19 protein-coding genes and 3 pseudogenes are annotated in these 19082 nt (G+C 65.0%); 12 read left to right on the top strand and 10 right to left on the bottom strand.

Translation table 11 applies throughout. The annotated features are described in order from the left end of the window. Positions 1-46 precede the first annotated feature (46 nt). The 5 genes and pseudogenes from ACVMIH_RS09885 to tsaA all read left to right on the top strand — a co-directional run bounded on the left by ACVMIH_RS09885 (position 47) and on the right by tsaA (position 3978). Positions 47-1156 (top strand): lytic transglycosylase domain-containing protein, encoded by a 1110-nt coding sequence (locus ACVMIH_RS09885; protein ID WP_245311827.1) that lies wholly within the window; start codon positions 47-49, stop codon positions 1154-1156. 192 nt (positions 1157-1348) lie between these two features. Then, positions 1349-2101 (top strand): AzlC family ABC transporter permease, encoded by a 753-nt coding sequence (locus ACVMIH_RS09880; RefSeq protein ID WP_028336401.1) that lies wholly within the window; start codon positions 1349-1351, stop codon positions 2099-2101. Beyond that, positions 2098-2441, top strand: a pseudogene (locus ACVMIH_RS09875) (AzlD domain-containing protein). Before ACVMIH_RS09880 ends, ACVMIH_RS09875 begins: the two are co-directional and overlap by 4 nt. 61 nt (positions 2442-2502) lie before the next feature. After that, complete coding sequence (locus ACVMIH_RS09870; protein ID WP_456861537.1) at positions 2503-3483, top strand: Bug family tripartite tricarboxylate transporter substrate binding protein; 981 nt, start codon at positions 2503-2505, stop codon at positions 3481-3483. A 3-nt stretch (positions 3484-3486) separates the two neighbouring features. Then, positions 3487-3978 carry a tRNA (N6-threonylcarbamoyladenosine(37)-N6)-methyltransferase TrmO gene (gene tsaA / locus ACVMIH_RS09865; protein ID WP_026192858.1) on the top strand — a complete coding sequence of 164 codons (492 nt, stop codon included), beginning with the start codon at positions 3487-3489 and terminating at the stop codon, positions 3976-3978. A 99-nt stretch (positions 3979-4077) separates the two neighbouring features. On the opposite strand, the pseudogene ACVMIH_RS09860 reads toward tsaA, so the two are convergent. The 4 genes and pseudogenes from ACVMIH_RS09860 to ACVMIH_RS09845 form a co-directional block, all read right to left on the bottom strand. Further along, a pseudogene (locus ACVMIH_RS09860) lies at positions 4078-4505 on the bottom strand (HIT family protein). Between the two features lie 52 nt (positions 4506-4557). Then, complete coding sequence (locus tag ACVMIH_RS09855) at positions 4558-5808, bottom strand: GNAT family N-acetyltransferase (protein ID WP_456861535.1); 1251 nt, start codon at positions 5806-5808, stop codon at positions 4558-4560. Between the two features lie 165 nt (positions 5809-5973). Continuing rightward, positions 5974-6727: pseudogene (locus ACVMIH_RS09850) on the bottom strand (glycerophosphodiester phosphodiesterase). 3 nt (positions 6728-6730) lie between these two features. Next, the gene (locus ACVMIH_RS09845) at positions 6731-7198 is read right to left on the bottom strand and encodes a RidA family protein (RefSeq protein WP_016845428.1); all 468 of its coding nucleotides are present in this window, start codon (positions 7196-7198) and stop codon (positions 6731-6733) included. Between the two features lie 263 nt (positions 7199-7461). On the opposite strand from ACVMIH_RS09845, the gene ACVMIH_RS09840 reads away from it, so the two are divergent. Together ACVMIH_RS09840 and ACVMIH_RS09835 are read left to right on the top strand one after the other, a co-directional pair. Continuing rightward, positions 7462-8328, top strand: a complete 867-nt coding sequence (locus tag ACVMIH_RS09840; RefSeq protein ID WP_057020803.1) for a cell envelope integrity EipB family protein — start codon at positions 7462-7464, stop codon at positions 8326-8328. Positions 8329-8572: 244 nt separating this feature from the next. Next, positions 8573-8974, top strand: a complete 402-nt coding sequence (locus ACVMIH_RS09835; RefSeq protein WP_253590036.1) for a RidA family protein — start codon at positions 8573-8575, stop codon at positions 8972-8974. 103 nt (positions 8975-9077) lie between these two features. On the opposite strand, the gene ACVMIH_RS09830 is transcribed toward ACVMIH_RS09835, so the two are convergent. Next, on the bottom strand, positions 9078-10394 hold the full coding sequence (locus tag ACVMIH_RS09830) for a DNA polymerase IV (protein ID WP_456861533.1): 1317 nt from the start codon (positions 10392-10394) through the stop codon (positions 9078-9080). After that, a complete protein-coding gene (locus ACVMIH_RS09825; RefSeq protein ID WP_057020801.1) occupies positions 10373-10672 on the bottom strand; it encodes a DUF3572 domain-containing protein in 300 nt (99 codons plus the stop codon). Before ACVMIH_RS09825 ends, ACVMIH_RS09830 begins: the two co-directional genes overlap by 22 nt. Positions 10673-10900: 228 nt before the next feature. On the opposite strand from ACVMIH_RS09825, the gene ACVMIH_RS09820 reads away from it, so the two are divergent. Next, positions 10901-11266, top strand: coding sequence for a response regulator (locus ACVMIH_RS09820; protein ID WP_028336390.1), 366 nt, complete (start codon positions 10901-10903; stop codon positions 11264-11266). Between the two features lie 15 nt (positions 11267-11281). Next, positions 11282-12655, top strand: a complete 1374-nt coding sequence (locus tag ACVMIH_RS09815) for a PleD family two-component system response regulator (RefSeq protein ID WP_456861531.1) — start codon at positions 11282-11284, stop codon at positions 12653-12655. A 104-nt stretch (positions 12656-12759) separates the two neighbouring features. Here ACVMIH_RS09815 and ACVMIH_RS09810 read toward each other — a convergent pair whose 3' ends face one another. Then, the gene (locus tag ACVMIH_RS09810) at positions 12760-13965 is read right to left on the bottom strand and encodes a serine hydrolase domain-containing protein (protein ID WP_456861529.1); all 1206 of its coding nucleotides are present in this window, start codon (positions 13963-13965) and stop codon (positions 12760-12762) included. A gap of 148 nt (positions 13966-14113) precedes the next feature. Further along, positions 14114-14716: a TetR/AcrR family transcriptional regulator gene (locus ACVMIH_RS09805; protein WP_456861527.1), complete on the bottom strand. Its 603-nt coding sequence runs from the start codon at positions 14714-14716 to the stop codon at positions 14114-14116. Between the two features lie 133 nt (positions 14717-14849). Between ACVMIH_RS09805 and ACVMIH_RS09800 the strand changes: the two genes are divergently transcribed. The 3 genes from ACVMIH_RS09800 (at position 14850) to ACVMIH_RS09790 (ending at position 18180) form a co-directional block, all read left to right on the top strand. Continuing rightward, the gene (locus ACVMIH_RS09800) at positions 14850-16082 is read left to right on the top strand and encodes an MFS transporter (RefSeq protein WP_057020799.1); all 1233 of its coding nucleotides are present in this window, start codon (positions 14850-14852) and stop codon (positions 16080-16082) included. A 499-nt stretch (positions 16083-16581) separates the two neighbouring features. Continuing rightward, entirely contained in the window at positions 16582-17979 is a 1398-nt protein-coding gene (locus tag ACVMIH_RS09795) for an ammonium transporter (RefSeq protein ID WP_274612836.1), read from the top strand. Between the two features lie 72 nt (positions 17980-18051). Next, positions 18052-18180 (top strand): hypothetical protein, encoded by a 129-nt coding sequence (locus ACVMIH_RS09790; RefSeq protein WP_256520374.1) that lies wholly within the window; start codon positions 18052-18054, stop codon positions 18178-18180. On the opposite strand, the gene ACVMIH_RS09785 is transcribed toward ACVMIH_RS09790, so the two are convergent. Together ACVMIH_RS09785 and rpmG are read right to left on the bottom strand one after the other, a co-directional pair. Continuing rightward, the gene (locus ACVMIH_RS09785) at positions 18177-18707 is read right to left on the bottom strand and encodes a hypothetical protein (RefSeq protein ID WP_076834482.1); all 531 of its coding nucleotides are present in this window, start codon (positions 18705-18707) and stop codon (positions 18177-18179) included. The genes ACVMIH_RS09790 and ACVMIH_RS09785 overlap by 4 nt on opposite strands. A gap of 109 nt (positions 18708-18816) precedes the next feature. Then, positions 18817-18984: a 50S ribosomal protein L33 gene (rpmG, locus tag ACVMIH_RS09780; protein WP_018271988.1), complete on the bottom strand. Its 168-nt coding sequence runs from the start codon at positions 18982-18984 to the stop codon at positions 18817-18819. Positions 18985-19082 lie beyond the last annotated feature (98 nt).

Genomic DNA, 19082 nt, shown 5'->3' with positions numbered 1-19082 from the left:
ACGAGCTTGCGGTGTCAAGCCGCGCCCGCACGGGAACAGAATTGCCATGCGAACCGGTCGTTGCGCCGCATTGGTCATGCTTGTGCTGCTGGTGCCGCCGGCCCGCGTCGGCGCGGAGGACGCTCCGGCCGCGGCCCCGGCGCCGCCGCCTGGCACCGAGCAGCCGGCAGCGCCGCCCCCGGACAAGCCCGCTGAGCAGCCCGCGGCCGCGCCGGCGGAGCCGCCTGCGCCACCGCCGGGAGAGCAGGCCGCACCATCGGCCGACAAACCTGCCGCGTCCCCGGCGGATACGCCCGCAGCGCCGGCCGAGAAGCCCGCGGCGGCGACCGACAAGCCCGCGGACGATGTGCGCGAGAGCGACACCCGCGAGGCGATGTGCCTGATGATCGAGTCGGCGGCGCGGGCCAACGATCTGCCGCTCGAATTCTTCGCGCGCGTGATCTGGCAGGAGAGCCGCTTCCAGGCCGATGCGGTTGGTCCGATGACCCGCAACGGCCAGCGCGCGCAGGGCATCGCGCAATTCATGCCGGGCACGGCAAACGAGCGCGGGTTGCTCGATCCGTTCAATCCGGTGCAGGCGCTGCCGAAGTCGGCCGAATTCCTCAGCGAGCTGCGCAACCAGTTCGGCAATCTCGGCCTCGCGGCCGCGGCCTACAATGCCGGCCCGCGCCGGATCCAGGATTGGCTCGCCGGCTCCGGCTACATGCCGCAGGAGACGCGCAATTACGTCTCCGCGATCACCGGCTCCAGCGTTGATGACTGGGCCGCCGCCGGTCGCAACGGCAAGATGCCGCAGCGCGCGCCGACCAAGAGCTGCCGCGAGCTGATGGCGTTGCTCAAGCGCGCGCCGAATCCGTTCGTCGCTGGGCTCGAGCAGCACATCACGCTGTCGGCCGCCAAGGTCTGGGGCGTGCAGCTTGCCGCCGGCTTCAGCCGCGACAAGGCGCTCGCGATGTATGCCCGCGCCATCAAGCGCCTTGCCAACGTGATCGGCGATCAGGATCCGAGTTTGCTGAGCTCACGGCTTCGCACCCGCGGCAGCGCGACCTTCTACCAGGTGCGCATCGGCGCCGACACGCGCCCCGAGGCCGACGGCCTGTGCAACCGCATCCGCAAGGCGGGCGGGGCTTGCTTCGTGCTGAAGAACAGGGCGTGATTGCGTGGATCGGTAGCCCGGATGAAGCGAAGCGCAATCCGGGACAGCTCTCGCCGGTTGCAAGAGCGGCCCCGGATTTCGCTGGCGCTTCATCCGGGCTACCAAGGCGCATACCCGCCCTGTGCCGTCTCTTGCTTGACCCTGCGTTGTCAGCGCCCTAAGCCGCCGCGATTGCAAACCATCCGGTTCCCCGTGGCGCTTCCTCCGCTCGATTCTCCGCAATGGCACACCTCATTCCGCGCCTTCCTATGGGGCGCGCGGTCGATCGGCGCGACCGTGCTGACCCTGGTGCTGTTTGCGACCTATCTCGGCATCGGCGCGCTGGCGCATGATTCCGGCTTCTCGCTGGGCTGGACCCTGGCGAGCACGGCGTTCGTCTGGGCTGGCCCTGCGCAGATCATCGTGATCACGACACTCGGCTCCGGCGCCACCGTGCTGCAATCGGCGATCGCGGTCACCGTCAGCGCGATCCGCCTGTTTCCGATGGTGGTGTCGGTGTTGCCGATGATGCGGACCGAACAGACCAAGCGCCGGCATCTGATCCTGGTGGCGCATCTCACCGCCGTGACGCTGTGGGTCGAATGCTTCCGCTTCCTGCCGCAGGTGCCGCGCAACCGGCGGATCGCCTTCATCCACGGGCTCGGCTGCGGCCTGGTCACGGTCTGCCTGATCGCCAACACGATCGGCTACATGCTCGCGGCCAACCTCACGCCGCTGTTCGCCGCCGGCATGCTGATGCTGACGCCGCTCGCCTTCCTGTTCTCCACGGCGCGCAACTGCCGCGAGCTCGCCGATGTCATCGCGCTGGTGCTCGGCCTATTGCTGTTCCCGCTGGCGGCGATGCTGAACAGCGGCGTCGACATCCTGGTCAGCGGCGTCGTCGCCGGCACCATCGCCTATGCCGTGCACCGCGCGAGGGCAGGCATCGTCGGGGCGCGCGCATGAGCGGTTTCATCGGCGAATGGCACGCGCTGGCGATCCTGTTCGTCGCGGGCGTCATCCCCAACCAGATCTGGCGCATGCTCGGCCTGTGGTTCGGCGGCGGCATCGACGAGAACTCCGAACTCTTGGTCTGGGTGAGGCGGTCGCCACCGCGATCCTCGCCGGTATCATCGCGCAGATCGTGGTGCAACCGCCGGGCGCGCTCGCCAGCGTGCCGGACTGGCTGCGCTACGGCGCCGTCGCCGCCGGCTTTGTCGTGTTCATGCTGGCGAGGAAATCGATCTTCGCCGGCGTGATCGCAGGCGAAGTCGTCATGATCGCTGGCAAATACTGGCTCGGCTGATTGCGGCGTCCGCATTATCCGCTACTCTCGCTCCCCAAGAACAAGACAACGGGGAAACGGCATGCAGCGGCGCGCATCATCGCTAATCATTGTTGCTCTGACGGCGTTGCTGGCGGCGACGCTGCCGGCGCGTGCCGCGGATTATCCAACGCGGCCGATCAAGCTCGTGGTGCCCTATGCCGCGGGCGGGCCGACCGACGTGCTCGGCCGCATCGTCGGCGAATATCTCGGGCGCGATCTCAAGCAGGTGGTCGTGGTCGAGAACAAGGCCGGTGCGCAGGGCGCGATCGGCGCCGAGGCGGTGGCGCGCTCCGATCCCGACGGCTACACGCTGTTCGTGACGGCCGCCTCGATCTTCGTGCTCAATCCGATGCTCTACAAGAAGCTGCCCTACGATCCGGCCAGGGATTTTCACCTGCTGTCCGTCATCACGGACGCGCCGATGATCATAGAGGTGCACCCGTCGGTGCCGGCGAGGACGATCGCGGAGTTCGTCGCTTACGCGAAGAAGAATCCCGGAAAACTCAATTTCGGATCGGCGGGCACCGGCGGCACGGTTCATCTCGCCGGCGAGATGTTCAAGCAGATGGCCGGCGTCGAGATGACCCACGTGCCGTACAAGGGCGCAGGACCCGCGCTGACCGATCTGCTGTCCGGCAACATCCAGCTGATGTTCGACACGCTCGGCACCGCGCTGCCGCCGGTCAAATCGGGCATGCTGCGGCCGCTCGGCGTCAGCTCGACCGAGCGCATCCCCGATTTGCCCGATCTGCCGACGATCGCCGAGAGCGGCTATCCCGATTATGCGGTCAGCGTCTGGTATGGTATCGCAGCGCCGTCGAAAGTGCCTGACGACGTCGCCGACAAGATCAAGGCGAGCCTCGACCGGGCCTTGAACGACGAAGCGTTCCGCGCTTCGCTGCTCAAGATCGGTTTCCCGCCGCTGCATGCGAAGAGCCAGGCCGAGATCGACAAGTTCGTGAATACCGATCGCGCGCGATGGGCGGGCGTGGTCAAGGCGCTGAACATATCGCTGGATTGACACATGGTACGTGAAATGGAACTGCGCCAGGGCGAGGTCGCCGTCGACATGCCGACGGCGCGCGATGCCGCGCTTGTCTTCATCGGCCGCATCCGCACGCCCTGGACCTCGCGGCTGGCGACGCCGCGACAGGGGCGGCATGACGGCCCGGTGTGCCGGCTCGAGATTTTCGAGCCCTGGGTCGCCGCGATCAAGGGCGTCGATTTCTATTCAAATCTCGAGGTGCTGTACTGGCTGCACCAGTCGCGCCGCGACATCGTGCTGCAAAGCCCGAAGAACAACGGCAACACCCGCGGCACCTTCTCGCTGCGCTCGCCGGTGCGCCCCAATCCGATCGGCACCTCGATCGTCAAGCTGGTCGGCGTCGAGGGCAACGTCATCTTGGTGCGCGGCCTCGACTGCCTCGACGAGACGCCGCTGATCGACGTCAAGCCCGATCGCTGCGAGTTCACCCCGCTGGCTCCGCCGCAGGCCGGGGACTTTGAGACGGAGTAGAATCTCTCAACCGGTCATTCCGGGGCGATGCGAAGCATCGAACCCGGAATCTCGAGATTCCGGGTTCGCGCTCCGCGCGCCCCGGAATGACAGCGGGGATTACTTCAACGCTGCGATCAGCTTCGCCGCGCTGGCCTCCAGCACCTCTTGCCGTCTTCCTTGTGGCTCGCGGGCGGCAGCAGTGCGACGCCGTCCTTGCGTGGCATGACGTGCATGTGCAGATGGAAGACGACCTGGCCACCGGCCGGCTCGTTGAATTGCTGCACCGTGATGCCGTCGGCTTCGAACGCCTTCATCGCGGCGGCGGCGATCTTGTGCGAGGCGCGCGCGACATGGGCGTAGTCGTCGGGCTTGATGTCGAGGATGTTGCGGGCAGGGGCCTTCGGGATCACGAGCGTGTGCCCCGGCGAGCGCGGCATGATGTCGAGGAACGCGAACACGTGCTCGTCCTCATAGACCTTGTAGCAGGGCAGCTCGCCGCGCAGGATCTTCGCGAAGATGTTGTTGTTGTCGTAGGCGGCGGGCATGGCGGCGGCTCCTCGATGATGCTGATTTATTGCCTAGGTGGCGGCGGAGACGTCAAGCGTCGTCGTCGACCGTCTTGCGGAACGGGCCGGCCTCGGTGAGCTCGCGGCCGACCTCGGCGACATAGTCGCGCTCGCGCTTGAGGTAATCGGCGATCGCACGGCGCAGCCCGGGATCGGCGATGAAATGCGCCGAATAGGTGGTCTGCGGCAGGTAGCCGCGCGCCAGCTTGTGCTCGCCCTGCGCGCCGGCCTCGACCACCTTGAGCCCGCGCTGAACCGCGAAATCGATCGCCTGGTAGTAGCAGACCTCGAAATGCAGAAACGGGTGGTGCTCGATCGCGCCCCAGTTGCGGCCGAACAGCGTGTCCGAGCCGATGAAGTTGATCGCGCCTGCGATCCAGCGGCCGTTGCGCTTGGCCATCACCAGCAGCACGTCCCGGCTCATGGTCTCGCCGATCAGCGAGAAGAATTCTCGGGTCAGATACGGCCGGCCCCATTTGCGCGAGCCGGTCTCCATGTAAAATTCGAAGAACGCATCCCAGGCGTCCTCGGTGATGTCCGAGCCGGTCAGCCAGTGGATGGTGATCCCGGCGGCGACCGCCTCGCGGCGCTCGCGCTTGATGCCCTTGCGGTGGCGGGAGTTCAGCGAGCCGAGAAAGTCGTCGAAGGTCTTGTAGCCCTGATTGTGCCAGTGGAACTGCTGGTCGGTCCGCTGCAGGAAACCGTGGGCGCCGAGGAACCTGGCCTCGTCCTCGCGGGCGAACGTCACATGCACGGAGGACGCCTCGGTGGCGTTGCAGAGCGCCCGCAGGCCCCGCGCCAGCGCCGAGCCGATCACCTCGCGGTCGACGCCGTCGCGGATCAACAGCCGCGGCCCGGTCGCGGGCGTGAAGGGGACCGACACCTGAAGCTTCGGGTAATAGCTGCCGCCGGCGCGGTGGTAAGCCTCGGCCCAGCCGCGATCGAACACGTATTCGCCCTGCGAGTGCGATTTCAGATAGCAGGGCACGACGCCGACGATCCGGCCATCGAGCTTTGCGATCAGATGCCGCGGACCCCAGCCGGTCCGCGCGCAGGCCGACTTGGAGGCTTCGGCGGCAGCAAAAAAGGCATGGGAAACGAATGGGTTATAGCCCGAACTTGCGGCGGTCTGGCAATCCTTTGCGGAACCGGGCGAGGCAAGCGTGTCGAGGTGATGGATGCTGTCCGCATCCGCCTTGGGATTGGCGCAGGCGTCCCATTCGGCGGCCGGAATGCCGCCGATGTCGGCTACAGCTTCTAGGGTGATTTCAGAAGACGCCATCGAGAATGAAGACCGGTGCCTCGTTTGAGCGTGATCTTTCCGGAACAGCTGGCTCCACTTCCGGATCATGCCCCGCATTGCGCCATCGCCGATGACGACCAACCCTCGCCAACATCGTGCGTCGCAGCGACGAGTTCAAGACTGCAAGGGCATGTCTCGGACATGTCAGGTTCCCGGCACGAACCCCTCGAAAATCATCTGGTCGGCGTAGCGCGCCGCGCGCTCGCGCTGTTCCACCGTCCGCACGGTCCAGGCCAGCAGCGCACAGCCGAACACGTTGCGGGCGATCCACGGCTCCGGTGCCGGCAGCTGGTTGACCCAATAGGCGACGAAATGCGGCTCGGTCATAAAGCCGTGCCGCAGGTATAGCATGCTGTCGCGCTGTGCCGGCGTCAGCTTGTCCCAATGGCCGTCGTCATAGGTGCGCTGGGCGGTGATGCCGCGCGGCAGGTTCGGCATGATCTCGCGCAGCGCCAGCACCTGGTCGGGATCGAAGGACATGCCGACCACCGGGCCGGAATACGACGCCAGCACCTCGGCCATCCGCCGCACCAGCTTGCGGTCGCCGTCGAAATGGCTCTTCACCTCGACCACCAGCGGCACGCGGCCGGCGACCAGCGCGCAGAGATCGCCGAGCGTCATCATCTGCTCGGCGGTGTCCTTGAACTTGACGGCCTTCAGCTCGGCCGCGGTCCTGGTTGCCAGCAGGCCCGCCCCCTCGGTGAGGCGGCCGAGCGCATCGTCGTGATGCACCATGGCCTCGCCGTCGGCGGTGAGCTGGATATCGCACTCGATGGCGAAGTTGCCGGCGACCGCGGGCGGTGGCCGCGGCCGGCATGTTCTCGATGATGCCGCGTGCGGCATCGTGCAGGCCGCGATGGGCGACCGGCCGTTTCGTCAGCCAATCAGGAGCGCGCATCGATCAGGCGACTTCGAACACGCCTTCGACTTCGACCGCAGCGTCCGCGGGCAGCGAGGCGACGCCGACGGTGGTGCGGGCATGGCGGCCCTTGTCGCCGAATGCTTCGACCATCAGGTCGGAGGCGCCGTTCAGCACCTTCGGCCCGTCAAAGAAGTCGGGCGCCGAATTGATGAATCCGCCGAGCCGCACCACGCGCACGACCTTGTCGAGGTCGCCGAGCGCGGCCTTGATCTGGGCCAGCAGATTGATCGCGCAGCCGCGCGCGGCAGCGGCGCCCTGTTCGAGCGTGACGCCGGCGCCGAGCTTGCCCTTGGCGATCAGCTTGCCCTCGGCGTTGAAGCAGACCTGGCCGGACACGAACAGCAGGTTTCCGCTGCGGACGAAGGGGACATAGTTTGCGACCGGGGAGGTCGGCTCGGGAAGTGTGATGCCCTGTGACGCCAGTTTTTGTTCGACGGTACCCGCCATTTTTGGTCCCCCAATTGGATTGCACGAAGCCTGAAACGCGGTCAGGGCCAAGTTTGTTTCGATTGTTTCGCGCATCGTGCCGCCGGTTGCAAGCGACGGTAAGGTGAGGACAACGCGGCCATGACGTGCCGAATCGCACGGAAAGCTGCCGAAAATGACGGCAATTTCGCTGCATACATTGCCATTTTGTCAGACTTGCCCCAGTTGCGGCGCAATACCACCGTCACTATTGTGGCGAATCCCTGCCTCCTTGAGGAAACCACATGACCCTGCCGTTCCGGACTCCGTCGCGTGCCCTGGTGTTTGCGATCGCCGTTGCCGCAGGATCCGGCCTGGTTCAGGGGCCCGCGGTCGCTGCGGCAAGCGGGCCGTTTCTCGCGCATCAGGCGCTCTACGACCTCAGCCTGGTGAAATCGCGCGGCTCCAACTCGGTCAGCGATGCGCGCGGGCGCATCCTCTACAATTTCTCCGGCAACTCCTGCGAAGGCTACACCTCCGAATTCCGCCAGGTGTCCGAGCTCGACAGCGGCGAGGGCAAGGTGACGCTGTCCGATCTTCGCTCCACGTCCTGGGAGGACGCGTCGGGCAAAAGCTACCGCTTCAAGATCGACACGCGGATGAACGACAGCGAATCGTCGCCGGTCGACGGCATCGCCGAGCGGGTCGGCGATCATATCACCGTGAAGCTGACCCAGCCGGTCAAGAAGACGTTCAATATCGACGGCAAGATCGTGTTCCCGACCGAGCAGATCCAGCACATCATCGCTGCCGCCCGCGACGGCAAGTCGGTGCTCGAGCAGACCGTCTATGACGGCTCCGACAACGGCGAGAAGATCTACAACACGCTGACCGTGATCGGCCGGCCGATCACAGGCGACCGCGCGCCGTCATCGCCCGATCCGTCGACGGCGAGCAATGCGATGAAGGCCATGACGCGCTGGCCGGTGACGGTGAGCTATTACGACAGCGACGCGCGCGCGAAGGACGGCGAGCAGACGCCGGTCTACGCGATGTCGTTCGAGCTGTACGAGAACGGCGTCTCCCGTGCGCTGGTGCTGGACTACAACGATTTCGTGATCTCGGGCGCGCTGGACAAGTTCGACGTCAGGGATTCCAAGCCCTGCAAGTGAGGGCTGGCTATCGCCACCCACTCAGCGTCGTCCCGGGCAAGCGAAGCGGGACCCATCACCACAGGGGTGAGTTGTTGAAGGGGGCTGTGGCCCCAGCGTCGCACAACAATCACCTCCGGTGGATGGGTCCCGGCTTTCGTCGGGACGACGGCGGAGCAAGCCCGAGCACTCCACGACACCGCACTGGCCTGAACCGTCCGACACGAGTACGCTTCCCTAAACGCGCGTGTCAGGGAGGCACCTCATGAGCGAGCTCGACCATCTTCGCCCCAGCGGCCTGCATCACAATCCGGCTTACTCCCACGTCGTCGTCGCCTCCGGCGCGCGCACGATCTACATTTCGGGACAGGTCTCCGTCGACGAGGAGGGCCGCGTGGTCGGCGCCGGCGATCTCGCCGCGCAGACGACGCAGGTGATGCAGAACCTCGGCATGGCGCTGAAGGCCGCCGGAGCCAGCTATTCCAATATCGTGAAGATCACGACCTTCGTCGTCGGCTACAAGCCGGAACTCCGTCCCATCATCGGTAAGGCACGCTCGGCGTTCTTCGAGGGCATGGAGCCGCCGGCCTCTACGCTGGTCGGTGTCACCGCGCTCGCGGCGCCGGAATGGCTGATTGAGATCGAGGCGGTTGCGGTCGCGGATTGAAGGGCTGCGCAGTCGTCGTGCGCGGGCTCGACCCGCGCATCCATCGCTTTTCAAAGAGTCCTCGTTGATGGATGGCCGGGTCAAGCCCGGCCATGACGACCGATTACTCTTCCGCGCTCTTCTGCGGCCCCTCATAGGCAATGCCCCTGATCACGGCGGCATTGCCGAACTTCTTGCGCAGATTGTCCATCGCGCGCTCGGCGTGCGCCGAGCGGCGGTCGAGCATGTCGGAATCGTTGGCCTGCGCGCCCGGGCGCAGCGCGCTGACGCCGGTGCCCATCAGGCGGAAGGCGGTGCCGTCGATTTCCTTCGCGAGCATCTCGCGCGACACCGCAAAGATCTTGGCGGCAAGCTGGGTCGGGGTCTGGATCGATTGCGAACGGGTGCGCTGGCGGAAGTCCGCGGTCTTCAGCTTCAGCGTGATGGTGCAGCCTGAGAGTTCGCTGGTCTTCAGCCGCGCCGAGACCTTCTCGGACAGTTTCCAGAGCAGTTTCTCCAGCGTTGCGAAGTCGCGGATGTCGGTCTCGAAGGTGGTCTCGCTCGAGATCGTCTTGGCGCCGCGATCGGCCACCACGCTACGGTCGTCGATGCCGCGCGCGAGCCGCCACAGCCGGCGGCCTTCGCTCGCGAACTGCTTCATCAATTCGTTCTCGTCGGCGCGCTGCAGGTCGGCGATGATGCGAAAGCCGCGCTGCACCAGCTTCTCCTGGGTCGCAGGGCCGACGCCGTAGATGAAGCCGACCGGTTTGCTGGCGAGCATCTCGCGCGCCTCGTCCTGGTCGAGCGCGGCAAAGCCCCTCGGCTTGTCGAGGTCGGAGGCGATCTTGGCGAGGAACTTGTTGCAGGACAACCCGACCGACACCGTGATGCCGATGTCGCGCTCGACATCGCGGGCGAATTTGGCGAGCACCTTGGCCGGGATCATGCCGTGGACGCGCTGCGTGCCGGCGAGATCGAGGAAGGCTTCGTCGATCGACAGCGGCTCGACCAGCGGCGTCAGCGCCTGCATCGCCTGCCGCACCTCGCGCCCGACCCGGACATACTTCGCCATGTCCGGCGGAATCACGGTCGCATCCGGGCAGAGTTCCAGCGCCTTGAACATCGGCATCGCCGAGCGGACGCCATAGGTGCGAGCGATGTAACAGGCGGCCGACACGACGCCGCGCTTGCCGCCGCCGATGATGACCGGGCGGTCGGCGATCTCGGGATTGTCGCGCTTCTCGACGGTGGCATAGAACGCGTCGCAGTCGATGTGCGCCAGCGCCAGTGCGGGCAGGGCGCGATGACGCACCAGCCGCGGCGAGCCGCAATGGCTGCATCGCTTCACCTTGATATCGAGGTCGCCGAGGCAGTCTCGGCAGAAACTGAGGGGGCCGTCGGAAGCTGCCGCTGCCGTCGTCACGGCACGTCGCGCTCCCATTTCGGGTCGCCCAGCGCCTGATGGGCGGCGGCGATATTGGTCGGGTGCAGTTCCGAGGCCCTGGCAAACGCCTTCACGGTGGCGTCGTCGCGCATCACGAAATCGAGCACGCTCGCAAGAAATTGAGGGTTGGACGCGGCGTTCCGCAGCGTCTCTGGACCGATTCCGGTTTCAGCCAGGAACAGGCCCAGCCGTTCGGCATCGCCGGCAATGAAGCCGAGCGCCTGAATCGCAACGATTTCAGCAACTTCCCGGGGGTTGTGAACAGGCTTTTTCAACGCGCCGGTTTGCCTTTCCGTTAACTTATGGTCTCTATTGAGAGGCCCATCATGCCCGAGTCTTCCTCATGTGTTCAAGCAACGGAAACCACGCTGCGGAAGTTGGACTTCGGGTTAACGGGTTAGAGCGATTCTGGCGCTAGTTTGAATTCACATTTTCGACGCGCCCCGAGCGCGGTGCGTGAGGTACCGCAGCCGGGCCCGTCTCCTGGGTTTGGGAGGGACGGGATGGCCAAAACCGTCCTGATCGTGGAGGACAACGAGCTCAACATGAAGCTCTTTCGCGATCTGTTGGAAGCGCACGGCTATCAGACTTCGGGCACCAGCAATGGCTTCGAAGCGCTCGACCTCGTCCGCAAGCTGCGCCCCGACCTCATCCTGATGGACATCCAGCTACCCCAGGTTTCCGGCCTGGAGGTCACGCGCTGGATCAAGGACGATCCCGATCTGCGCGCGATTCCGGTGGTCGCGGTCACCGCCTTCGCCATGAAGGGCGACGAAGAACGTATCCGCGAGGGCGGCTGCGAAGCCTATTTGTCCAAGCCGATCTCGGTCGGCAAATTTATTGAGACTGTCCGACGCTTTATCGGATAGGGGAGTTGTGGTGCAATGTCCGCGCGTATCCTCGTGGTCGATGACGTTCCGGCGAACGTCAAGTTGTTGGAAGCCCGTCTGTCAGCCGAATATTTCGATGTGTTGACTGCCTCCAACGGGACCGAGGCACTGGAAATTTGCGCACGCGCCGAATGCGACATCATCCTGCTCGATGTCATGATGCCCGACATGGACGGCTTCGAGGTCTGCCGCCGGCTGAAGTCGAATCCGGCGACCCATTTCATTCCGGTCGTCATCGTCACCGCGCTCGACAGCCCGGCCGATCGCGTGCGCGGCCTTGAAGCCGGCGCCGATGACTTCCTGACCAAGCCGGTGTCCGACGTCGTGCTGATCGCGCGCGTGCGCTCGCTGACGCGGCTGAAGATGATGACCGATGAGCTGCGCATGCGCGCCATCACCTCGCTCGAGATCGGCATGCAGGCGCCCGAGCGCAGCGCGATCGCCGACAAGGGCACCGGCGGCCGCATTCTCCTCGTCGACGACCGGCCGTCGTCCTACGAGAAGCTGGCGCCGATCCTCTCGGCCGAACACACCGTCGACGTCGAGATCAATCCGTCGGAAGCCTTGTTCCACGCCGCCGAGGGCAATTACGACTTGCTGATCGTGTCGCTCAGCCTCGACAACTACGACGGTCTGCGGCTGTGCAGCCAGGCCCGCTCGCTGGAGCGCACGCGCCAGGTCCCGATCCTCGCCATCTCAGATGCCGACAACAACACACGGCTGATGCGCGGGCTCGAGATCGGCGTCAACGACTACCTGCTGCGTCCGGTCGACAAGAACGAACTGTTGGCGCGGGCACGCACCCAGATCCGCCGCCGCCGCTACACCGATCATCTGCGCGACAATGTGCAGAACTCGATCGAGATGGCGATCACGGATGCGCTGACCGGTCTCAACAACCGGCGCTACATGGAAAGCCACCTCGCGACGCTGGCGGAGCAGGCCTCGATCCGCGGCAAGCCGCTGGCGCTGATGATCATCGACATCGACTACTTCAAGGCGATCAACGACACCTACGGCCACGATGCCGGCGATGATGTGCTGCGCGAATTCGCCGTCCGTATCCGCAAGTCGATCCGCGGCATCGATCTTGCCTGCCGCTATGGCGGCGAGGAGTTCGTGATCGTGATGCCCGAGACCGACTTGCATGTCGCCGGGATGGTCGCCGAGCGGCTGCGCCGCTCGATCGCGGGCGAGCCCTTCACCGTCGACAAGGGCGGCAAGCGGATCACCGTCACGATCTCGATCGGTCTCACCACGCTGGAGCGCAAGGGCGAGCAGGTCACCGATGTGCTCAAGCGCGCCGACACTGCGCTCTATCGCGCCAAGCATGACGGCCGCAACCGCGTGGTGTCTGCGGCAGCGTAGCGCGATCTCGTAGCCCGGATGCAGCGAAGCGCAATCCGGGGTATCGCGCCGCTTGCACCAGCTTCCCGGATTTCGCTGCGCTCCATCCGGGCTACGAAGTGCCCTTAGCGGCCGCGTCTCACCGCGTCATAGGCCATCCGCTTGAACTCGAACGAGAACGGATGGACGAACGCCATCTGGCGCTGCGCCATCATGACGCCGGCGATGCCCGTTTTGGGCGAAATCCACCACTGCGTGCCTGCGACACCGCCCCAATAGAGTTCGCCGGCGGCGTCGGGATGATCGATCGAGGAGGGGTTGAGGATCAGTCCGCCGGTAAGACCATAGGTCTTGCCGGGCTGCTCGCCCATCATCGCGAAGCGGATCCATTGGCCCGGCGTGAGCTGGTTGGTCATCGCCTCTGCGATCGTCTCCGGCTTCAGCAGCGTCGGCCCGCCGGGCAAGAGGCTGCGGATCAGCGCGACCATGTCATGCAGCGTCGAGACGAGGCCACCGCCGCCATTGAAGCGCGGCACCGGGCGCAGATAGGCGCCAGGATAGGGCGCGTTGTCGGTGCGCGTCAGCCCGGGCTTCATCGGGTCCATCAGATCGGCGCCGGCGTAATAGGCGACGAGCCGGTTGTGATCCTTCTCCGGAACATGGAAGCCGGTGTCGACCATGCCGAGCGGATCGAGGATGCGCGCCTTGATGAATTTGTCGAACGGCTGGCCGCTCACCACCTCGACCAGCCGTGCGACCACGTCGATGGCAACGGAATATTCCCATGACGAGCCGGGATGGAACACCAGCGGCAGATCGGACAGACCGTCGACCATGTCGGCGAGCGTCGTCATCGGATTGAGGATCTTGCGCTCGTTGTAAGCCTTGAAGGTCGGTGTGCCTGGATCGAACAGGCCGTAGCTGAGGCCGGCCGAGTGGCTCAGCAGATGGCGAATGGTGATCGACCGCTGCGCCGGCTCGGTATCGTCGATCGACGTCGCGCCCGACCGCAGCACCTTGCGGTTTCTGAGTTGCGGGATGAAGGTCTCGATCGGATCGTCGAGCCGGAAGCGGCCTTCCTCGACCAGCAGCAGCGCCGCGCAGGAGGTGATCAGCTTGGTGTTGGAGAAGACGCGGAAGATGTGATCGGTGCGCAACGGAATCTGCGCTTCCTTCTCGGCCCATCCGACGCAGCCCGTGTCAGCGATGTCGCGCCCGACCAGAACCGTCCAGGAGATGCCGGACAGGAGATCGTTGTCGATGTAGCGCTGCATGGCCGCGCGCGCCGGCGCGAAATCATAGCCGGTGGCCGTCACCTTCAGATCTTCCATGGTCGTTTCCCCTGTTGTGCCGCAAGTCTTCTAAGTAGCAGGTCTTCGCGCGGCGCTGCCAATCTCGCCGGACGGAATATCCAGCCGGGAATGCCGTGGCCTGCGGTCGGTGTTAACAACCAAACCTGACTTCCGCACGCAACCGGATTTATCCGGCGCGTTTCTTGCCGGCGGGGGCGGGGCTGCCGACCTTGACGCCTGCATTTGCCAGCAACACGCGCGCGGCTTCCTTGGCCGCGCGCGCCATCGCCGGATCGTCGCGCACCAGATCCTGCGCGATCGAGCCATCGACCAGCAGCGTGAGCTGGGTCGCAAGTCCCTCGGCATCGGCGACGCCGAGCCGCCGCAGCAGATCGCGAAACCAGAGCCGGCGGCTTTCCTTGAAGGCGATTGCGATGTTCCTGAAGGTGCGATCCTCGTCCTCCGGCCCGAGCTCGGCCACCGCGTTCACGAACGGGCAGCCGCGAAAATCCTTCGCCGAGAAGCGCCGCTCCAGCGAATCGAAGGTTGCGAGAATCTGCTCGGCCGGCGGCTTGTCGGAGGGACGCGGCTGCACGAAGCGGCGTTGCAGATAGGCTTCGATCAGCGCGTCCTTCGACGGGAAGTGGTTGTAGAGCGTGCGCTTGCTGATGCCGATCTCGGCCGCGATGGTGTCGACGCCGATGGCGCGAATGCCTTGCAGGTAGAACAGTCTGTCAGCGGTCTCGAGGATCCGCTCCTTCATGGTCTGTTTGAGAGGCGGGGAAGCCATGCGCCAGCCGTGATCCTCTTCGCTTGACAGTCGGCCCCCTGTATAGCCTAAGTGCACAGGTCTGTGTAACCAAAACATGCATGAATCGCAGGCCATGGCACGCGTGCCGTGCCGTTATGGGAGAATAAGAACAATGCCCCTGTTGCAGGTCCTGCGTCCCACCCTTCCCATCCTGATCGGCGCCTCCATCATGCTCACGCTGAGCATGGGGCTGCGGCAGAGCCTCGGCATCTTCATGCAGCCGCTGACGCACGACATCGGCATCTCGATATCCCACTTCACGCTGGCGCTCGCGGTGCAGAACCTCGCCTGGGGTTTTCTGCAGCCGGTCGCCGGCGCGATGACGGTGCGTTACGGCTTTCGCCCGATCATGGTGGTCGGCGCGCTGGCCTACATCGCGGGCCTCGTGCTGATGACGACGGCGCATGGGCTCGTTGCCATCATGATCGGCGCCGGTGTCCTGATCGGCCTTTCGCTCGCCTGCACCGCGAATGCGATCGCAATGTCGGTCTCGGCGCGCGCGGTGCCGGAGACGGTACGCTCGACAGTGCTCGGCATGGTCTCCGCCGCGGGCTCGCTCGGCGCGCTGCTGTCGGCGCCGATCGGCCAGATGCTCAATGAGGGTTTCGGTTGGCGCGTCGGACTTGCCGGCTTTGTCATTCTCTCGATCTTCATGATCCCGGCGGCGTTGTACGCCGGGCGCGTCGACAAGATTCCGCTGCCGAAGCCCGCTGGCGACGACATCGGCAACGCCACCGCGGCGACGGCGGCGAAGACCGCGTTCGGCAACGCAGCCTTCGTGGTGATGACCTGCGCCTACATGGTCTGCGGCATGCAGCTCGTCTTCCTCACCACGCATCTGCCGTCGTATCTCGCGATCTGCGGGCTCGATCCGATGCTGAGCGCGCAGACGCTCGGCATGATCGGCGGCTTCAACGTGCTGGGCTCGCTGTTCTTCGGCTGGGCCGGCCAGCGCTGGAACAAGCTGGCGCTGCTCGGCGCGATCTACATCCTGCGCTCGCTGGCGCTCGCCTGGTACTTCATGCTGCCGGCAACGCCCGGCTCGACGCTGCTGTTCGGCGCGATCATGGGCTTCCTCTGGATGGGTGTCGGTCCGCTGGTCGCGGGCGCGGTGGCCGAGATGTTCGGCTTGCGCTGGCAGGCGATGATCCAGGGCCTCGCCTTCATGAGCCACCAGGTCGGCAGCTTCCTCGGCGCTTACGGAGGAGGGCTGATCTACGACTCGCTCGGCTCCTACACCATGGCCTGGCGCATCGGCGTCGCGCTGGGCCTTGCCGGCGGCATCATCCAGCTCGCCTTCGCGCTGATCCGGCCGGCGCAGCCGCCGCTGCTGAAGGCCGCTTAGCAGAATCCCTGCGAAGCCGGCGGCTGCTCCTTGCGAGGGCAGTCGCCAGATGCTGCCTAGTTTTTGACCGGCTACTTGCCGCAAGAGCGTGCAATGGAGCGCGATGCTGTTCCGGCCGCGGATCGAAGCAATAGCGTTTTCAAAGTGCTACGCGGCGCGCAGTGGTGGCACGAATCTTGTTTCAATTTGGCTAGAAATCGTGCCGGAAACCCTCGCTGAGGGTTCCGGCCTGGGGACTTTGGGAAGGGCTGGCCGCGATGGGGCTAGTCGCCGTCATTCTCCAGCCATCCGCGCACCACGGCCTTTGCCGCGCCGCCGAGCAGGAGGCCCTTGTGCCCTGCGTCGGGCCTGATGCCGCTGCGACTTCGCTGCATCCCGCCACCCGCACCGCGGCACTTCGAGACATCCCGATAGCCGGACGCGCGCTGTCCTTCGGCGCTCACGCTGCGAACGCGCCGCCCATTCCGAACGCCAGCATTTCTCTTGTGATGGGAGGTCGATGATGGAGTCTGCGACACACACGCGCCAGAAGCTCGTGAGAATCGTGGTTGCCTTGTTGGGCGTGGCGTTCCTTTGCCTGCTGTTCAACGATCTCGCGCTGGCCGAGGATGCGGCGGCGCCGCCTGCCTGTGGCGGCAAGATTCTCGAGAAGTGCACGCCGAATTCCGGCGACACCGCCTGGATGCTCACGTCAGTCGCGCTCGTCCTGATGATGACGATCCCGGGGCTCGGCCTGTTCTATGGCGGCATGGTGCGCAAGAAGAATGTCGGCGATACCGTGATGACCAGCTTCGCGGTCACCTGCCTGGTCACGATCCTGTTTGCCGTCCTTACCTACAGTCTGGCGTTTCGTGCCGGCACGCCGTTCATCGGCGGCCTCGATCGCCTGTTCCTCAAGGACATCCTGAGCGACATCGGCAAGGGAGGCATCGGCAATCCCAATCCGCTCGCTGCGACGATCCCCGAGTCCGTTTACATCTGCTTCCAGATGACGTTCGCCATCATCACGCCGGCGCTGATTGCCGGCGCGTTTGCCGAGCGGATGAAGTTCTCCGCGATGCTCTGGTTCATCGGGCTGTGGGCGATCTTCGTCTATGCGCCGATCGCGCACTGGGTCTGGGGCCCTGATGGCATATTCTCGGCCGGCAACGACGCTGCGTATGTCAAGGTTCTCGATTTCGCCGGCGGCACCGTTGTGCACATCAACGCCGGCGTCGCGGGCCTGATGTGCGCCATCATGCTCGGCAAGCGCGTCGAGACGGGGCCGGCGCACAATATGGTGCTGACCTTCATTGGCGCCTCGCTGTTGTGGGTCGGCTGGTTCGGGTTCAACGCCGGCTCCGCTGTCACGGCCGGCATGCAGGCGGGCATGGCCATGCTGGTGACTCAGATCGCCACGGCGGTGGCGGGCTTCACCTGGATGCTGGTGGAATGGGCGCTGAAGGGCAAGCCGACCGTCGTCGGAATCTGCTCGGGTGCCGTGGCGGGCCTCGTCGCGATCACGCCGGCCTCCGGTTTCGTCGGGCCGGTCGGCGCTTTCGCGATCGGCATCGCCGCCGGCGTCTGCTGCTACTGGGGATGCACCGGCTTGAAGCGCATGTTCAGCTACGATGATGCGCTGGACTGCTTCGGTGTCCATGCCCTTGGCGGCATCGTCGGAGCGCTGCTGACCGGGGTGTTCGCGGTCGAGCAGTATGGTGGAACGGCAGGTGTTCTGGAAGGAAATCCCGGGCAGTTCCTCAATCAATGCATCGGCGTCGCGACGGTTTTCGTGTATGATGCCGTGGTGAGCCTGATCATCCTGTTCGTGATCAATCTCTTCGTCGGCCTTCGAGTGACGCGGGACATCGAGCGCGAAGGGTTGGATCTGGCACTGCACGGCGAGGTCGTGCAGTAGACTTTGGCGGCATTCCGCGCAGCCGGTGATCTTCGCCGGCTGGCGCGGATCTAAGCTGTTCGAGGTGATCCGATGAACTGGTTCTATTGGAACACAGCGTGGTCGCTGTTCTTCAGCCTCGTTTGGTTCATGACGATCACACACAATCCGGATGCAGAGATCGCAGACGCGCATCTGCGTGACGAGGCGTTCAAGGGTTAGCTCCGGTAGTAACGCCACATCCTGAGGAACGTCCGGTGGATCTCGTCGGGCGTCCGGTCGAATGGCTCCAGATTGACGCGGACTACGCCACGATGGTCCATGCGCCACGGCAGGCGCATCAACAGCCGGTAGGCCGGCCGCTTGCGCCAATCGGCCACCAGCGCGCTGCCGAGCGGTCCGTTAAGCGCGATCTGCAACTCGTGAACCGTCATCGCGCGCTCAGCGATCTCGACGAGGTCGATGCGCGTGATGGCGCGCCAGCGGATCAGCCCGAAGGCCTGGATGAAGATGCCGTACTGGTTGGCCCCGATCGTCGGACGACCAGCCTCCAGCAGGGGGATGTTGTAATAGGTGAAGCCGCCCGCTGCCGCTGCCGGCGCCAGCCAATAGATCGCGCCCGTGATCCAGGTCGCGGTCAGGAAGATCGCGGCGAGGGCTGCCGTGACATAGACCGGAAAGTAGATGTCCTCGCGGCCGTAAGCGACCGAGTAGCCGCCGACGTTTCCCTCGTCCAAGGTTGCGATCATCTGAGCCCTGCGCCCGGGACTGCTCCGGGAATCATGAGGGATGACGCAAGCCTAGAAAGCAAAAACGGGGCCGCGAGGGCCCCGTTTGAAACGTCGGAAGCAGCCGATCTTACTTGATCTTGGCTTCCTTGAACTCGACGTGCTTGCGCGCGACCGGGTCGTACTTCTTCTTGACCAGCTTGTCGGTCATGGTGCGCGAATTCTTCTTGGCAACGTAATAGAAGCCGGTGTCGGCCGTCGACACGAGCTTGACCTTGATGGTGACCGCCTTGGCCATGTGCAAAACCTCGAAAATCGGGGGAATTCGGGAGCCGGCCAAATCGGCCCGCGTTTGGCCGGGAAACTAGCCAGAAACAGCCCAAAGTCAAGGATTTC

The sequence above is a fragment of the Bradyrhizobium sp. USDA 4503 genome, from assembly GCF_054055815.1.
This window is presented reverse-complemented; position numbering and strand designations above follow the sequence as displayed.

What these genes read in the sequence shown, in the direction of transcription:
- ACVMIH_RS09855 (WP_456861535.1), bottom strand. Translation starts at nt 5,808, where the DNA reads ATGGCGTCTTCTGAAATCACCCTAGAAGCTGTAGCCGACATCGGCGGC.
- tsaA (WP_026192858.1), top strand. Translation starts at nt 3,487, where the DNA reads ATGGTACGTGAAATGGAACTGCGCCAGGGCGAGGTCGCCGTCGACATG.
- rpmG (WP_018271988.1), bottom strand. Translation starts at nt 18,984, where the DNA reads ATGGCCAAGGCGGTCACCATCAAGGTCAAGCTCGTGTCGACGGCCGAC.
- ACVMIH_RS09810 (WP_456861529.1), bottom strand. Translation starts at nt 13,965, where the DNA reads ATGGAAGATCTGAAGGTGACGGCCACCGGCTATGATTTCGCGCCGGCG.
- ACVMIH_RS09800 (WP_057020799.1), top strand. Translation starts at nt 14,850, where the DNA reads ATGCCCCTGTTGCAGGTCCTGCGTCCCACCCTTCCCATCCTGATCGGC.
- ACVMIH_RS09805 (WP_456861527.1), bottom strand. Translation starts at nt 14,716, where the DNA reads ATGGCTTCCCCGCCTCTCAAACAGACCATGAAGGAGCGGATCCTCGAG.
- ACVMIH_RS09840 (WP_057020803.1), top strand. Translation starts at nt 7,462, where the DNA reads ATGACCCTGCCGTTCCGGACTCCGTCGCGTGCCCTGGTGTTTGCGATC.
- ACVMIH_RS09830 (WP_456861533.1), bottom strand. Translation starts at nt 10,394, where the DNA reads ATGGGAGCGCGACGTGCCGTGACGACGGCAGCGGCAGCTTCCGACGGC.
- ACVMIH_RS09785 (WP_076834482.1), bottom strand. Translation starts at nt 18,707, where the DNA reads ATGATCGCAACCTTGGACGAGGGAAACGTCGGCGGCTACTCGGTCGCT.
- ACVMIH_RS09820 (WP_028336390.1), top strand. Translation starts at nt 10,901, where the DNA reads ATGGCCAAAACCGTCCTGATCGTGGAGGACAACGAGCTCAACATGAAG.
- ACVMIH_RS09845 (WP_016845428.1), bottom strand. Translation starts at nt 7,198, where the DNA reads ATGGCGGGTACCGTCGAACAAAAACTGGCGTCACAGGGCATCACACTT.
- ACVMIH_RS09790 (WP_256520374.1), top strand. Translation starts at nt 18,052, where the DNA reads ATGAACTGGTTCTATTGGAACACAGCGTGGTCGCTGTTCTTCAGCCTC.
- ACVMIH_RS09795 (WP_274612836.1), top strand. Translation starts at nt 16,582, where the DNA reads ATGATGGAGTCTGCGACACACACGCGCCAGAAGCTCGTGAGAATCGTG.
- ACVMIH_RS09815 (WP_456861531.1), top strand. Translation starts at nt 11,282, where the DNA reads ATGTCCGCGCGTATCCTCGTGGTCGATGACGTTCCGGCGAACGTCAAG.
- ACVMIH_RS09835 (WP_253590036.1), top strand. Translation starts at nt 8,573, where the DNA reads ATGAGCGAGCTCGACCATCTTCGCCCCAGCGGCCTGCATCACAATCCG.
- ACVMIH_RS09870 (WP_456861537.1), top strand. Translation starts at nt 2,503, where the DNA reads ATGCAGCGGCGCGCATCATCGCTAATCATTGTTGCTCTGACGGCGTTG.
- ACVMIH_RS09885 (WP_245311827.1), top strand. Translation starts at nt 47, where the DNA reads ATGCGAACCGGTCGTTGCGCCGCATTGGTCATGCTTGTGCTGCTGGTG.